16 protein-coding genes and 2 pseudogenes are annotated in these 15,004 nt (G+C 36.4%); 9 read left to right on the top strand and 9 right to left on the bottom strand.

Annotated elements, in window-relative coordinates; all coding sequences use genetic code 11:
* Window position 1: 1 nt before the first annotated feature.
* A pseudogene (locus RHABOEDO_RS00870) lies at window positions 2-241 on the bottom strand (transposase); the annotation flags it as partial.
* Between the two features lie 37 nt (window positions 242-278).
* On the opposite strand from RHABOEDO_RS00870, the gene RHABOEDO_RS00865 reads away from it, so the two are divergent.
* Both RHABOEDO_RS00865 and RHABOEDO_RS00860 read left to right on the top strand, forming a co-directional pair.
* On the top strand, window positions 279-680 hold the full coding sequence (locus RHABOEDO_RS00865) for a transposase (protein ID WP_215216922.1): 402 nt from the start codon (window positions 279-281) through the stop codon (window positions 678-680).
* Between the two features lie 42 nt (window positions 681-722).
* Window positions 723-995, top strand: a pseudogene (locus tag RHABOEDO_RS00860) (transposase); the annotation flags it as partial.
* Between the two features lie 186 nt (window positions 996-1,181).
* Here the strand turns inward: RHABOEDO_RS00860 and RHABOEDO_RS00855 are convergent.
* The 5 genes from RHABOEDO_RS00855 to RHABOEDO_RS00835 form a co-directional block, all read right to left on the bottom strand.
* Window positions 1,182-1,781, bottom strand: a complete 600-nt coding sequence (locus tag RHABOEDO_RS00855) for a hypothetical protein (RefSeq protein ID WP_215216921.1) — start codon at window positions 1,779-1,781, stop codon at window positions 1,182-1,184.
* A 180-nt stretch (window positions 1,782-1,961) separates the two neighbouring features.
* Window positions 1,962-2,546, bottom strand: a complete 585-nt coding sequence (locus tag RHABOEDO_RS00850; RefSeq protein ID WP_215216920.1) for an acyloxyacyl hydrolase — start codon at window positions 2,544-2,546, stop codon at window positions 1,962-1,964.
* 151 nt (window positions 2,547-2,697) lie between these two features.
* Window positions 2,698-3,159, bottom strand: a complete 462-nt coding sequence (locus tag RHABOEDO_RS00845) for a hypothetical protein (RefSeq protein WP_215216919.1) — start codon at window positions 3,157-3,159, stop codon at window positions 2,698-2,700.
* 101 nt (window positions 3,160-3,260) lie between these two features.
* Window positions 3,261-4,286: a tRNA dihydrouridine synthase DusB gene (dusB, locus tag RHABOEDO_RS00840; RefSeq protein ID WP_215216918.1), complete on the bottom strand. Its 1,026-nt coding sequence runs from the start codon at window positions 4,284-4,286 to the stop codon at window positions 3,261-3,263.
* The gene (locus RHABOEDO_RS00835; RefSeq protein WP_194845822.1) at window positions 4,286-4,546 is read right to left on the bottom strand and encodes a YggT family protein; all 261 of its coding nucleotides are present in this window, start codon (window positions 4,544-4,546) and stop codon (window positions 4,286-4,288) included. Before RHABOEDO_RS00835 ends, dusB begins: the two co-directional genes overlap by 1 nt.
* Before the next feature lie 92 nt (window positions 4,547-4,638).
* Here RHABOEDO_RS00835 and RHABOEDO_RS00830 point away from each other — a divergent pair, with 92 nt between their 5' ends.
* The 4 genes from RHABOEDO_RS00830 to RHABOEDO_RS00815 all read left to right on the top strand — a co-directional run bounded on the left by RHABOEDO_RS00830 (window position 4,639) and on the right by RHABOEDO_RS00815 (window position 8,505).
* On the top strand, window positions 4,639-6,048 hold the full coding sequence (locus tag RHABOEDO_RS00830; protein WP_215216917.1) for a hypothetical protein: 1,410 nt from the start codon (window positions 4,639-4,641) through the stop codon (window positions 6,046-6,048).
* A gap of 90 nt (window positions 6,049-6,138) precedes the next feature.
* A complete protein-coding gene (locus tag RHABOEDO_RS00825) occupies window positions 6,139-6,684 on the top strand; it encodes a hypothetical protein (protein ID WP_220017658.1) in 546 nt (181 codons plus the stop codon).
* Window positions 6,681-7,970, top strand: a complete 1,290-nt coding sequence (locus RHABOEDO_RS00820; protein WP_215216915.1) for a toxin-antitoxin system YwqK family antitoxin — start codon at window positions 6,681-6,683, stop codon at window positions 7,968-7,970. Before RHABOEDO_RS00825 ends, RHABOEDO_RS00820 begins: the two co-directional genes overlap by 4 nt.
* A complete protein-coding gene (locus RHABOEDO_RS00815; RefSeq protein WP_215216914.1) occupies window positions 7,924-8,505 on the top strand; it encodes a 5-formyltetrahydrofolate cyclo-ligase in 582 nt (193 codons plus the stop codon). Before RHABOEDO_RS00820 ends, RHABOEDO_RS00815 begins: the two co-directional genes overlap by 47 nt.
* Before the next feature lie 15 nt (window positions 8,506-8,520).
* Here the strand turns inward: RHABOEDO_RS00815 and RHABOEDO_RS00810 are convergent, their stop codons facing one another.
* Together RHABOEDO_RS00810 and RHABOEDO_RS00805 are read right to left on the bottom strand one after the other, a co-directional pair.
* The gene (locus RHABOEDO_RS00810) at window positions 8,521-8,931 is read right to left on the bottom strand and encodes a hypothetical protein (protein ID WP_215216913.1); all 411 of its coding nucleotides are present in this window, start codon (window positions 8,929-8,931) and stop codon (window positions 8,521-8,523) included.
* A gap of 38 nt (window positions 8,932-8,969) precedes the next feature.
* Window positions 8,970-10,526 carry a peptide ABC transporter substrate-binding protein gene (locus tag RHABOEDO_RS00805; protein WP_215216912.1) on the bottom strand — a complete coding sequence of 519 codons (1,557 nt, stop codon included), beginning with the start codon at window positions 10,524-10,526 and terminating at the stop codon, window positions 8,970-8,972.
* Window positions 10,527-10,593: 67 nt separating this feature from the next.
* On the opposite strand from RHABOEDO_RS00805, the gene RHABOEDO_RS00800 reads away from it, so the two are divergent.
* The gene (locus tag RHABOEDO_RS00800; RefSeq protein ID WP_220017657.1) at window positions 10,594-11,436 is read left to right on the top strand and encodes an NlpC/P60 family protein; all 843 of its coding nucleotides are present in this window, start codon (window positions 10,594-10,596) and stop codon (window positions 11,434-11,436) included.
* On the opposite strand, the gene glk is transcribed toward RHABOEDO_RS00800, so the two are convergent.
* Entirely contained in the window at window positions 11,377-12,354 is a 978-nt protein-coding gene (glk, locus tag RHABOEDO_RS00795) for a glucokinase (protein WP_245397530.1), read from the bottom strand. The genes RHABOEDO_RS00800 and glk overlap by 60 nt on opposite strands.
* Window positions 12,355-12,475: 121 nt before the next feature.
* On the opposite strand from glk, the gene recA reads away from it, so the two are divergent.
* Both recA and RHABOEDO_RS00785 read left to right on the top strand, forming a co-directional pair.
* Entirely contained in the window at window positions 12,476-13,528 is a 1,053-nt protein-coding gene (gene recA, locus RHABOEDO_RS00790; protein WP_215216910.1) for a recombinase RecA, read from the top strand.
* A gap of 423 nt (window positions 13,529-13,951) precedes the next feature.
* Entirely contained in the window at window positions 13,952-14,986 is a 1,035-nt protein-coding gene (locus RHABOEDO_RS00785; RefSeq protein WP_220017482.1) for an IS630 family transposase, read from the top strand.
* Window positions 14,987-15,004: the final 18 nt, after the last annotated feature.

Below are 15,004 nucleotides of genomic sequence, written 5' to 3'. Positions count from 1 at the left end.
TTTAAAATCTTTTCAAAAGTAGAGCAATAAAAGCGAGAACCTCCATATTCAGGCTTGTATGTAGTTTTCTTTCGCAATTTTTCCATAGCCTGCGACATTTTTCTATCCACGCAAAAGAACGCTCTACAACCCATCTTCTAGAAATGACTTTAAAAGTATGAAGTGCATTTCTTTTTGCTATTTCTACTATATATTCTAATATTTCCTGCACACTCTTTGCAAATCTTTCTCCAGAATATCCTCACTTTTGAAAAGATTTTAAACAGGCTCTAAGAACAATGAAGATTTTTACAGAGGAATATAAGACAGTTGATGCCGATGCAATGCTCGATTTTTTCAAGAAGCTAGAAAAACAGACAGAGGCTCGAATTATTCATGTAATTTTGGATAATGCAAGATCAAACAAAAATAAGAAACTAGAAGAGTTTCTGATGTCTTCTAGGATTAAAGTGCACTATCTCCCTCCTTATTCGCCGAATTTGAATCCTATTGAACGCTTGTGGAAGATCTTAAAGGAAAAGAAGGTATACAATCGATATTACGAAACGTCGGTGACTTTTTTTCAGGCAATTAGAGGATTCTTCTTAGAAGAGATACCGAAAATAACAGATATTTTGAAATGTAGGATAAACGACAAGTTTCAAGTCGTTGACTTAAATCCCATTAAGCTAGCCGTTTGAATCGGCACTAGTATAGAAGCATTTTCACTACATAAAAACCATTTGTTCGGTGTAAAAAATGTTTTAGCAGATGGAGGATATTCTGGAGAAAAATTTGCAAAGAGTGTGCAGGAGATATTAGGATGTATAGTAGAAATAGCCAAAAGAAATACACTTCATACTTTTACAGTTATTCCCAAAAGATGGGTTGTAGAGCGTTCTTTTGCGTGGATAGAAAAATGTCGTCGGCTATGGAAAAATTGCGAAAGAAAACTACATACAAGCCTGAATATGGTGGTTCTTGCTTTTATTGCTCTACTTTTGAAAAGATTTTAAACAGGCCCTAAGTAATTTTTCCTTTCCCTCCATTTAGGAAGGAAGTATAGCAAAAATCTAAACCTCTTAAGAGTACTTTCTAGAAGTATGCCAGTTGTCATATCCTAAAAAATTGTCCTTTATAGAGATGATCGAATAAAGAGAAAAAAGCTGCCCTAAATTTTTAAGGCAGCTCATAAAAGAAACTTAGAAACCAATACCGTAGCTGAAAATTACTTCAGGAACGTAGGAGGTCTTGTAAGATGTAGGATAAAAAATACTATAGGAGCTCTTACGATGAGTCCAAGTCTTCTTAACTATCTTATCAAGAACAAAAACAGGAAAACTAATTTGCATTTGAAAGAAACGCTGGCAGTTTGTTTCATTCTTATATTGCTTACCAAATACAAGCTCTGGATAAACAGCTACATGAGAGTTATTCTTACGCTCTATTTTCTCGTGTACCCCTTTAATGGCTAAGCCTAAACCAGCATAAAATTCAGATTCTAGATTTGGTTTGAAAAAATAATTGTATAATACACTTGCTCGAGCTGTTGTTCGTATCCAAGTTTTAGCAATAGATCCAGCCAAATCAAATCCGTGATGATCTTTTTGTGTTCTATACCCAATTCCAAAAGAAGGAATTAGCTCAGGTAGAGGACCTACTCCAACATTAAGGTACCCAAATGAGTTTTCAAGGCAGCAGCAGTTGGTTTGTTTCTCTTCTTGAACTTCCTGTGTGTTAGCACATAAGAAACTAACAGGTAATACGATACAAGCTGTAACAATTTTCAATATCTTATTCATATACACATTCTCCGTTGTTAATAATGAAATACAAAAGACATTCTATGAAGACAGAACATTTTTTTCTTCTTAAAAGAAAACTTATATAAAAAAAATAAAATCCTTATCTTATCTTTAATCATAATGAAATCAAGAATCTCTAGAGACCGTTTCTGTTTTTAAAATAGCCCGAAAAGATGCTTAGAAACCAATTCCATAGGTAAAAGTAAATAAAGGAGCGCATTCTAAATCGGTTTTCACCGTTTGGTAATCGCAATAAGACCTGATTTTTTTAGATCTGGTATAAAGACCTGGCAAACTAACTTGTAGTTGTATAAAACGTTGATTGCCCTGTTTATTGTTATACTGTTTGCCCAATGCAATCTCTGGAGAAAAACCCAAGATGGACCCGAGTCTTTTTATATCGATGTAGTTAACACCAACTCCTAATCCTACATAAACCTGAGAGCTTAAATTAGGAAAGAAAAAGAAGTTGTACAAAACATTAGCCTTTCTTCTTTGAATACGAGCTTTTTTAGCTTCAAAGCAAGACGTGTAATCAATGGTTTTACATACAATCGATGCTGATAGATCTAAACCATGCTGATTTTTTTGCAGTCTATATCCGACTCCAAAAAAGGGAGCAGAAAAAAGAGATTCCATGCCAACATTCACATATCCAAATGAATTCTCAATAGGTTTTGCAACTTCCACCTCTTGTGTATTAGCAAATAAAGAGCCAAAGACCAGTAAAAAAGCAGGAACAATTTTTAATATTTTTTTCATATAATCTTTCTCTTTTCTTATTAATAAAATGGATAATGACCATTCTATTAACGAGAATCTTTTTTTTCTTCTTGAAAGAAAATTTATATGACAACAACAAATGTTAAATGAATTCTTTAAGATAAGAGGGTTGCAGAGCTAGAAAGGTGTTTTAAAAACCCATTCCATATCTAAGAACAAATACAACAGCATTCTCTTCCTTAAAGAGAATAGGTATTTTTAAGAAACCTACTTGCATCTCTAAAAAACTGCTTGTGTATTGCTTCCCCAATCCAAGCTTTGGACATAATTCTAAAAAGGGTCTACGTTGTATCTCAGCAGAACGTTTAAAAAAGAAAGCATTCATCGCTTCTTCTTTATCCATATGGTAATCAATGTCTAGTCCCATTCCTATATAAAACAGCTTTACATAAGGTATAGATAAACTCAAAACACGGTAATCTTTTTGCTTATATCTAGAAAAAGAGCTCTCTAATTTAGAGATATTTGCATCTGAAATTGTATTTTCAATAGACTTTATAACTTCTAAATCTTGTGTTTCTTGTGTATTAGCAAATAAAAGGTTAAAGGTTAACGCAAGATAAGTACGAGCAATTTTTAAGAGCTTTTTCATACAGCCTTTTTTTATTACTTAATGAATAGAGACGGCCTTATTATATCAGGAATATTTTTTTCTCGAAAGTTGTATGAGGACAAAAAAATATAAAATACATTTTAACAAGAAGGGGTTTCTTCTTCTGTTTTAGGAGAGATTGTTACCTCTTCCCAAGCATAATCTGTAACTAGCTTGCGGATCTCCAACGTTGATTCTGCTCGGTTAATCGCTTCGCGCAATTTAGAGGCACCTTGCATGTTTTTTAAAGACCAGCATCCAACCCTTCTTAAATCCTGAACAGCTTTTCTCTCTTCTTGATAAGAAATAATGTGTTCTAGGTGTTCTAGAAAGATATCGCGTCTTTCATAAGAAGTTCGAACGGGTACCTTTTTTGTGGTTAGATACTCATAGATATCCTCTACAATCCAAGGATGGCCCATTGTGCCACGAGCCACTAAAATGGCATCGCATCTGGTGTATAAAAAAAGCCTTTCCGCGTCAGAAGCTGAAAAGACATCGCCATTACCGATTACTTTGATTGTTTGTGCTGCTTGTTTGCACTCGCGAATCCAATCCCAATTCGCAGGACCTCTATAAGCCTGAGCTCTAGTTCTTCCATGGATACAAATCGCTTTTGCCCCGGCTGATTCAGCAATCTTCACAATTTCTACTGCATTAATTTGAGAGCTATCCCAGCCAGCGCGGATCTTAATAGTAACAGGAATTTTTACCGCAGATACCATATTCGCTAAGATATCTCCGATTAGTTGAGGTGTTTTTAACATCCCCGAACCACTGCCGTCTTTTGTCACTTTATCAACAGGACACCCGCAGTTTAAATCAAGGCTATCAAACCCTAAATCTTGGATAATACGCGCACATTCTGCTGCAAGCTCTGGTTTGCTTCCACATAATTGCGCACCGATGGGGCGCATAGAAGGCTCAAAGTCTAAAAACCGACAGGTTTTGGGGTTCTGACGCACTAAAGCATCCATTTTAACCATCTCGCAAAAAATCAAACCAGGTTTGTATTTAGCAAGCATTCGGCGGAAAGGAAGATCAGAACAGCCGGCCAGAGGAGCGCAAAAGATATTAGAAGGAAGGGTAAGCGAACCTAATGAAAAAGATTTTTGCAACAAGGACATTAGATAAAAAGCCGTAAGAAAAAGTTTTCCAAAAATTGTAGAACAAAAAAAGCAATAATTGGACTTAAATCTAAACGCCCACCAATCGGTGGGATCAGATTTCTAAACACATTTAAATAAGGATCTGTATAAAACCGTAAAAAATGCATAAACCTCGTATGGGAAAAAGAAGGAAACCAGGAACCCAATATACGCAAGGTCAACATGATCGTATAGACAAAGAAAATCCAGTGAATAATATTAGCTAGTAAAATAGACATGGCACTAATATTATCTAACTTTCGTTAATCTTTTCAAGGTCAACTTTTGACTGGATTATATAAAAAAAAATTTTATCATTTGAGGTCTATTCTTGGTTACAGTAGGAATTGCATTAAATCAAGAGCATTTGCGGATTGCGGTTTTAACTAAGAAAAAATTAAAAATCTCTATTCAAAAAATTTTTACTATAAAAAATTCACCCGAATCTATAAAACAGCTTTACAGAGACTTGGTTGTTTATGATAAAAATTTCAATATATCTAGTTTTTTAGAAGCGCAAGATGTCCTCTTAAGACGCTTGACTCTTCCTTTAACAGAAAAAAGAAAGATCCTAGCAACACTGCCTTTCCAAATAGATTCTTTAATAATGACTCCAAATGACTCTATGGTTTCTGTATGTATTGATCGGATTGCTAAAAAAAGCTCTTCTGTTGGAGTTTTTATAACCTCCCAGCATCTTTTCTTTAAGCACGTAGAATTCTTAGAAAGCAAAGGTCTTCATACCCATTTTGTCGGCTGCGCTACCGCTAGCTTATTTCGTTTTATCACTTGGGCGTTTCCTAAGCAAAAAAAAGGGATTGTTATTCACATTGGATCTCAAGAAATACTTTGTTTGTTTTATCAAGAAAATCGCCTTGAGTCCGCTAAAGCGTTTTCAGCAGACCCTGCATGTTTTAAAAAAAATCTAGAAAAATACCAATTGTTCTTAAGTCAAAAAGGATGGGATACTCATTCTACTTGCGTGTACATCGAAGAAACCCCTTCTTCTATCAATCTTAAAAGCGTAGTAGGAGAAATTTTTGATGGTGAACAACTAACTTTAGAAGATCCAGACCACCATCTACATGCTCTTGCCATAGGAGCAGCATTAGAGGCTCTTGCCGAAGATGGACGCCAAGTGAATTTTAGTCAAAAAATGTTTATGACAAAAAAGACCAAACAAGGTTTTTTAAAAAGAACATTTTATTATCTAGGAGCTTGCGCAGTTCTGAATCTAGCTAGTTTAGTGGGGATGCAAATATATCTACACAAAAAGCAAACAGCACTGCTTACACACATCACTTCTATTTTACCCAAAGAATTGCAAAAACCCTCTCCTAAGTCGATTCAAGATTGGCAAAATAAGCTTCTTGTCTGGAAAAATAAGCTCAGCACACAAAAATTTCCCTTTCCTCTGCTTCCAACAATTCCTAAAGTAAGCGATGTGTTAGCATGGATAAGTGCTCATCCAGCATTTATTCACGAAGGAAAGGTAAAGGAAGGAATAGAGGTCTTATCTATTCACTACCAAATGCTCAAATACCCCACTGTTGACCAAAAAAATCTTCCTTACGAAGCGCAGGTGGAAATTGCATTCACTGCATCCATCCCACGACTTGCGCGTGAATTTCATGAATCTCTAATTAAAGAAAACCCCATGATTCATGCAAAAAAACCGGTACAATGGCATGCGCAGGGCAATAAGTACTGCGCTATTTTCACCCTAAAACCTTTGAACTAACTATTTTTTATGCGCCCTTTTCTACATCGTTTGATAATCACAAGATCTAACTGGATATGGTTACTACTAATAGCGCCTCTTCCTAGTTGCTTGATCATACTGCATGGTTATTACCGCCTGTACCAGTTAGAAGAGCTGGCAAACACTACCCAGATCATTCATAAAAAAATTCTATATAATGAACTGATACAAAAAAAAGAGGAAAAAATTCTTTCTCAATTAAAACTAAGCGATCCTCAATACTTAGATAAATATGTAGAATCCCTTTGTTTTCTACAACCAGAGCAAAAAAAACTACAAGCGCTTTTATTGGAAAACAGGCTAGATCCTATCTCTTCTCAACGACTGAATTGGATTTCTCAAGAAAATCATCTAGCTTTTTTTGAAGAAAAAATTAGAAAACACCTTTTGTTTTGCGAGGTAGAAGAGAGACAACAAAAGACTATTCAAGCCAATGAAGAAGATTTAAAACAATTACTTTGTTTTGTTGAACAGGTACATATCTGGCCGTATGGACCAAAACCTGGTGTTCCTTTTTTGTTTATTACAGATTTTAATCTCATGAAAAAATCTATTACTCCTCAACAAAAAGTTTTTTGCATCGATATGAAATTGGTTAAACGAGAAGCTCTATGAAAAAAAAAACACTTTGTATAATAGCCCTTATCGTCTGCTCTGGCTGTGGGTTCTCTTTTCGGTCTGACCCTAACACAATTGTAAGCTTACAAATCATCGATAGAAATGGTTTTGCAGAAACCATTAGCAATCAAGATCGTTTATCGAATTATCAAAACATAGATTTTTTACAACCTCAACCCTATCAGAAAGTGCTTAGAGTTTATAAGCGAACCGATCTTGGCAAAAGCTCTTCCATAGTGACTAGTTATCACGATAATGGCCAGATCTGGCACCATTTGGAGGTTATCGATGGCAGAGCTCACGGGCTATATCAAGAATATTATTCTAACGGCGAGCTCAAAATAGATGCTTTTGTCATCGAGGGTGTAGCTGATATTCATAATTTAGCTCAGGCCAGCTGGATCTTTGATAAAAAGAGTACCGTAAGAAATGAACGAGGACAACTCATTGCTGAGATCTTCTATGACAAAGGACTCTTACATACACCTAGCATCTATTACTACCCTGAGGGACCAATCAAAAAAATTATCCCTTACCAGCAAGGGCTCATTGAAGGTTATTTGGAAGAATTTGATTTCGATGGTAATATTTTGCAAAAACTAGCTTATCACAAAGGAGAAAAAGAAGGGCTCTCTGTAGGTTATTGGAACAAAGAACAATTACAATTTAGCGAGTTATACGAAAAAAATCACTTAATGGAGGCTACCTATTTTGATTCAAACGGGAAAAAAATAGCCGAAATCTACAATGGCTCGGGTCAAAAAGCAGAATTTATAGAAGGAAGACTGCATCAATTAATTACTTTCTCTGAGTCCGTTGCAGAAGGAGAGGTAAAAGTATTCAATCCTAATCAAAGCCTACATGCTACTTATTCTATCAAAGATCAAAAAAAGTATGGCGAAGAGAAGATCTACTACAACGGTTCTTTAGAAAACCCGCAAATCAAACTCTGCCTTTATTGGGATGATGATATGATCCAAGGTATGGTTAAAACTTGGTACCCTAGTGGCAAGCCAGAGAGCCAAAGAGAGTTCAACCAAAATAAAAGACATGGGACTAGCGTAGCTTGGTATGAAAATGGCGATGTGATGTTGATCGAAGAGTATGATCGAGATCTATTAATCACCGGTAGTTACTTCAAGCCTAAAGACGACACCCCTATCTCTCAAATAGAGCAAGGAAAAGGAACTGCTAACCTGTATACTTCCAACGGCATATTCTTAAGAAAAATCAGCTATGAAAAAGGAAAACCCAAAATTGATGAAGAACCTCTCTTACGCTAAACAGTTAATGAGAGAAGAACTCATTAAGATACGTAAAAATCTTTGCGACTCTAGAAAAAAACAAGCTGATCATAATGCTTATTTGAAACTTAGCAAAAAATTAAAACCCCACAAAAATATACTGTCTTTCTATAGCGTTAAAAGTGAAATTAATATCGATTTACTGAATCAAGACCTATTCAAAGAGCATAAACTTTTACTCCCTAAAATAGAAGATATAGGTCTTACAGCCCATAAAATTACCAAGTTTGAATGTATCCCTTCCGCTTTTGGTATACTAGAACCTCATCCAAAATTCTCTAATCCCATTGCCCTAGAAAAGATCAATTGCATTTTAGTACCCGCATTAGGCTTTGATCGCTCATGCCATCGCATAGGCTATGGCAAAGGTCATTACGATCAACTCTTAGAAAAATTGCAAAAGAATCACCTTAAACCTTACACAATAGGAATCGGTTTTCAAGAACAGCTCTGCATCAAGTCTTTACCTACTGAAAAACATGATATTGCCCTAGATGAATTATTGTTGTTTTAATATAGGGAAAAAAATCTATCGATTTTGAGGAGGCTGCATTTCCTGATACTCTTCTTGCGGAGTACTATCTTTTTTTCTGGCCCTACATGTACGAGTACCTAGGCAACTAAGAGCCTCTACAATACCTCCAGTAGCTACGGTATCGCATATAGAGAACTGCTCTCCATTTAAACAATACCAGACGACTACATAAGGGGTTTGAGAACGACTCTGTTGTATGGGAACCCTGCTTTGGTAGGGCCCATATGTATTATACCAAGTGGTTGAGTTTTGTGATCGAATGAGCATCTCTCCTAAAAAAGAACCATCGGCTCCTCGTACTACAGCTCGCAGATCATAAACACTATCATTAAATAAACGTATAGATTCAGCTTGCGTATAGGAAGTTATAAAAAGAAAGCAAGCTAGCGCTAATATCATTTTCATATTGACCTTAAAAATTTTACTTAGAAATAGGTAAAAATTTATTTTCTGTCAACTTTAGCCCATTTAAAATCGATTCCTCCGGTGGAAGATAGCGCTACTTGGCGAACATTTCGATTTAAATAGAGCATACGATAATAATAGATAGGAATCATGGGCATGTTATCCATTAAAACCTGCTCTGCTTGTTTTAAAAGAAGCGTTCTTTGTTTACTGTCTACCGCTTTATTAGCAGAGTTGAGTAACTGTATATAATGAGCGTCTTCCCAACCGGTATTATTGGACCCGCCTTTTTTATATTTAAATACCTCAAGAAAGTTCATTGGATCTTCAAAGTCTGCAATCCAAGACCCTGTTGCTAATTGATAGTCTCCTTTGGAAATACGATCAAAATAAATTTTTGCTTCTACAGCTTCTAATTCTACAAGCACTCCTAGCGATTTCATCCACTGTTGTTGTAGTCCTTGTGCTAACACATGATTTTTCTCATCAGCTCGATAAAGAAGAGTAATTTTAGGAAGGTCTTGTTGTAAAAGGTCTTTTGCGCTCTTTAAATCCGCATCTAAAAAATAGGGGTTATCTTGTAACCCGAGTCCTGTAGGAACTAAACCCGTTGCAATCAATTGATTTCCTTGAGTGATATGGGAAACGATATCTCCTCTATTCACCGCTAAGGCAAAACAGCGTCGAATAGATCGATTATTAAAAGGGGATTTTTGCGTTTGTATCCTTATCAGATATGTCCCTAAAAACTCTTTATCCATAAAATAAGCAGATTTTTTCAAAGAACCCAAGGCCTCAATAGGAAGGGTGGATAAAGGAGAGCCAGCCCAATCAATTTCTCCTTTTTCAAATAGGCGTAGCTCTGTTTCTTCAGATAGCATATAGGCCACTATCTCAGACAAAGAAACGGAAGAACTATCCCAATATAGAGGATTTTTATGCAGTCGAATCAAATTGCGTTGTTCCCAATTAGCTAAAGTAAAAGGGCCATTGCAAATATACCCAGAATTCTGCCAACCCCAATTTGGATTTTCTGCATCTAGTTTGCGGTGCACGGGAAAGAAAAGGGGGAAAGATAGCAATTCTAAAAAATAAGGCGCTGGATGCTCTAACTCCACTTCTAATTCATCATCCGATAACACACGAATTCCCAACTCTGAACTGGGCATCTTTCCTTCTTTGACAGCTTGTGCATTTTTAATCAGATACATTTGATAAGCGATATCCGATGGAAATGCAGGATCTAGCACTTTATGCCAAGCGTAGGCAAAATCATGAGCTGTTAACAGATCCTTGTTCGACCAATAGCTTTTAATCAGGGTAAATCGATAACGCGTTCCTTCTTCTGACACTTGCATATCTTTTGCCAAAGCAAGATCCACTTTGCCTTGTGGATTTTTGCGTGTAAGCCCCTCAAATAAATGTCTTAATAAGGTAATATCTTTAAGAGCACGTGCACGTCTTGGATCTAAACTTTGAGGATCATCTCCTATATTGATACGCAGCACTTGTGATTGAGCTTCTTTTTTGTCTTTTAAAAAAGAAAAACAGCCGCTCAAAAGTACAATAATACATGTGAAAAAAATTTGAATCATGCTATCTTCCTATCATTTTATTAAAGAGATCTTTGGTGTTTGTACTATAAGATAGGTAGATCTAATAATGCGAGGCTTAAAAAAAATCATGCTTTCAATAGCAACTGATCCCATTCCCGTATTTAACACACCTGAATTTCCTAACTATTTTAAAGAAAAAGGTGAATTTATACCCTTAGATAATCAAGGATTAATGAGATGCTTAGAAACAATCCTTTTGCCAGGAATGTCATTCGATCCAAGAGAAGCTTTACCCAAAAATATTTTAAAGATAAAGACTCCTAACTACTCCGGTAAAGAATTGTATATTCACGGAGAGTTTTTACCTAATTCTTCTTCAAAAAAACAACTCATTAATTTACCAAGCGTAGATAAAATTTGCAAAACTTTGAAAAAGTTAATTGGAACTCCTTATTTGTGGGGAGGAAACTATCCAGAAGGTATTGCTAAAATTTCTAAAATTTACCCTCCTAATGCAAATCTCTCCAGTCTCGACCCAAAGATACAAAACATCTGGCAACTCAAAGGGGTGGATTGCTCGGGTCTTCTCTATTACGCTACTGGCGGATATACCCCTCGCAATACAGCTGATTTAGTGAAATATAAAAAAGGCCTTAAAATTAAAAATTTAAAAAAAGAAGGGATACTTTCTTTATTACAACCTCTTGATTTAATCACATGGAAAGGACACGTAATTATTGTCATTGATAAGGAAACTTGTATCGAAAGTACACCTGAAAAAGGAGTTAATTCACGCCGTCTCTTTGAAAGAATAGAAGAGGTTCTAAAAACAAGGAAGCCTGTAAATAAAAATCCCTCTGATAAATCTTTTGTGATTCGTCGTTGGCATTCAGAGAGTTTTTATGCTAGCGTAATACGCTGCGCCCAACAAAGCTGTTGTATCCTCTAATATAAGATGGATAGGAATCTCTTGCATAAGAGAAGAAAACCTTCCCTTAGCTGTAAAGGCGGCCATAAAGCCACCATGTTTAAAAAATGGTAATAACCTCTGTGCTAATCCACCACCTAAATAAACGCCTCCTCTGGCTAGATATTTAAGTGCTAAATTTCCAGCTTCTGCGCCATATATGGAAACAAAGATCTCTACAGCGTGTATACAAGCTGTGGATAAACCTTCTAGAGCCTTTTCTATCACAAGTCTTTGTGGTTCTAGTTTAGTGGAGATCTTCTCAATTTCTGGATCGCTTTGTTCTTTATGCGTATCGACTAGAAATCGATATATTTGATACAGACCAAATCCCGATAAGACTCTTTCATAAGAGACATGTTTATATTGTTTATATAAATAAGAAAAAAGTTCTAGTTGCTCTTCATTACAAGGAGCAAAGTCGGTATGACCACCTTCTGTTGCAATCGGATGGTGTATTTTTGTATTCCAAAATAGACCTGCTTCTCCCAAACCTGTCCCCGCAGAAATCAATACCCGATTACCTGTTATTTTTTTCCCTTCGTTTAATGTTACATATTTACTAGGGGAAAGAAGTTGCAATCCCCATCCGCTAGCTTCTAGATCGTTGAGTAAAAACACATGAGGGATTTTACATTGATGCTGCAGATCTTTTGCAGAAAGGGTCCAGGGTAGATTTGTTGCCCGACAAACCCCATCTTGTACAGGTCCAGCTATTCCAAATCCAGCTCGGGAAATAGAAATATCAGGAAAAGGGGCTAGAAAATGATGTAGTAAAGAAGAAAAGTTGGAAAAATCACGGCTGTGAAAGGTTGTTTCCTCTACGCATTGTAGCTGCGCCTCTTCTTCAAAAAGAGCTAAACTAACCTTTGTTCCTCCTATATCACCTGCTAATAACATAATTTATCCTTTATTTTTTTATAATTAATTCTCGAATTAGACACCATTTACAAAATCGATTATCCTTGACGCAAAGGCTTAACCAGATTCAATCTTAAGATCAGATAACAAAAGGAACTTTATGGCTCAACAAAATGATGCAGGAAAAAGAAAAGCTCTAGAGCTAGCAATGACACAAATTGAAAAACAATTTGGTGAAGGATCCATCATGACCCTAGGCAAGCACTCCTCTTTAAAAGGAGAAATGGGGGTGATTAAAACAGGTGCAATAACTCTTGATCTCGCATTGGGAATTGGAGGGGTGCCTCGTGGAAGGATTGTAGAGATATTTGGTCATGAATCTTCTGGGAAATCCACACTTGCTACCCACATTGTAGCCAATGCGCAAAAAAGTGGAGGCCTAGCTGCCTATATAGACGCAGAACACGCATTAGACCCGACGTATGCTGCTAAAATCGGCGTTAAGCTCGACGAGTTATTGATCTCTCAGCCCGATTCAGGAGAAGAAGCGCTAAATATTGCGGAGATGCTAGCGCGCTCTAACGCAATAGACGTCATAGTTATTGACTCTGTTGCAGCTTTGGTTCCTAAAAGCGAGCTAGAGGGAGAAATCGGCGATTCTTTTATGGGATTGCAAGCAAGAATGATGTCTCAGGCTCTTAGAAAGTTAACAGCGACTCTTTCCAAAAGCAATACTTGTGCTATTTTTATCAACCAAATACGTGAAAAAATTGGAATTATGTTTGGTAATCCAGAGACTACAACAGGTGGAAAAGCTTTAAAGTTTTACGCTTCTGTTCGGTTAGACATTCGTCGCTGTGGCAGCATTAAAGGTCCAGATAACACAGAAGTTGGCAATCGTGTTAAAGTAAAAGTTGTTAAAAATAAAGTGTCTCCTCCTTTTCAAGTAGCCGAGTTTGATATTTTATTCAACGAAGGGATTTCTCGTATTGGCACTTTAATTGACTTAGGAGTTGACCTAGGTATTGTGGAAAAAAAAGGCACTTGGTTTAATTTTCAAAGCCATCGCCTAGGACAAGGAAGAGAATCTGCTAGAGAAGAATTGAAAAAAAATCCTCATCTAGTAGAAGAAATAGAAAGATTAATCCTAGCTAAAATCAAAGAAGCTAAAGGCCCGGTTACCCCTCTTATAAAAGAAGAGGCCTTGGTTTAACAAAACAAGCCACCGGTAATAACCGGTGGTTCTATCTTTCATAGAAAGCAACATAGTTCCTATCATGAATTCTAAAACCAAAATAGTCTACTGCAAAGAGAAAAAAAACCTCCTCTGGCATAAAATGCAGAAGCATTTTGGTTACAAAGGCTAGGAAAATTTTAGCAGACGTTTTTGGTGAGATTAACATTATCTTTTCAAGTTTGAAGTGCACAGAAGAAGGCCCTTTCAACCTCGAAGTGCACAAAAAAGAACATATATAGTGGTTCCGATTCAATCGTATACAAAAATATAGGATTAACGACAAGTTTCAAGTCTTTGACTTGAACTCCATTAAGCTAGTCGTTTGAATCGGCACTACTATATAGTGGTTCCGATTCAATCGTATAGAAAAATATTTTGTTTTGTGTTAAGCTATTGAGTATGAAAAAACTGATCCCTAGCCAGAGAGCTGACTTAGAACACAAGTTAAAGCATCCAAAAGACTATTCTGAACGGAATAGGCTTTGTGTAATTTTGGGCTATGATGAGGGTATCTCAACAAAAAATCTTGCTAAAACACTCCGGATAAGCCCTATCACTGTTCAGAAATACCTCAGAGAATATGATTCCGAAAATAAAACTGGAAGTAGCCCTCGAGGCGGTAGCAAATCAAAACTTTCACAAGACCAAAAAGAGTCTCTACTAAAACACCTACATGAAAAGACCTATCTTAAAGTCAAAGGGATCATAGCTTATGTGCATGAGCAATATGGGATAAAATATTCCCGAAGTGGCATGACAGATTGGCTCATACAGCACGGATTTGTTTATAAACGTCCTAAAAAGATTCCTGGGAAATTAGATCCTGAAAAACAACGAATTTTCATAGAACAATATAGGGCTTTAAAGGAGACCTTAAACCCTGATGAAGAGATCTATTTCATAGATGCTGTGCATCCTGAACATCAGTCCCAAGCCGTATGTGGATGGATCAAAAAAGGCGTTCAAAAGACTTTGCAGACATCCGGGAAACAATTGCGATTGCATTTTGCTGGAGCTCTTTGCCTGACAGGAATGAAGATTTTTACAGAGGAATATAAGACAGTTGATGCCGATGCAATGCTCGATTTTTTCAAGAAGCTAGAAAAACAGACAGAGGCTCGAATTATTCATGTAATTTTGGATAATGCAAGATCAAACAAAAATAAGAAACTAGAAGAGTTTCTGATGTCTTCTAGGATTAAAGTGCACTATCTCCCTCCTTATTCGCCGAATTTGAATCCTATTGAACGCTTGTGGAAGATCTTAAAGGAAAAGAAGGTATACAATCGATATTACGAAACGTCGGTGACTTTTTTTCAGGCAATTAGAGGATTCTTCTTAGAAGAGATACCGAAAATAACAGATATTTTGAAATGTAGGATAAACGACAAGTTTCAAGTCGTTGACTTAAATCCCATTAAGCTAGCCGTTTGAATCGGCACTAGTATATAG

The organism is Candidatus Rhabdochlamydia oedothoracis (assembly GCF_019453995.1).
GTDB lineage: Bacteria > Chlamydiota > Chlamydiia > Chlamydiales > Rhabdochlamydiaceae > Rhabdochlamydia > Rhabdochlamydia oedothoracis.
This window is presented reverse-complemented; position numbering and strand designations above follow the sequence as displayed.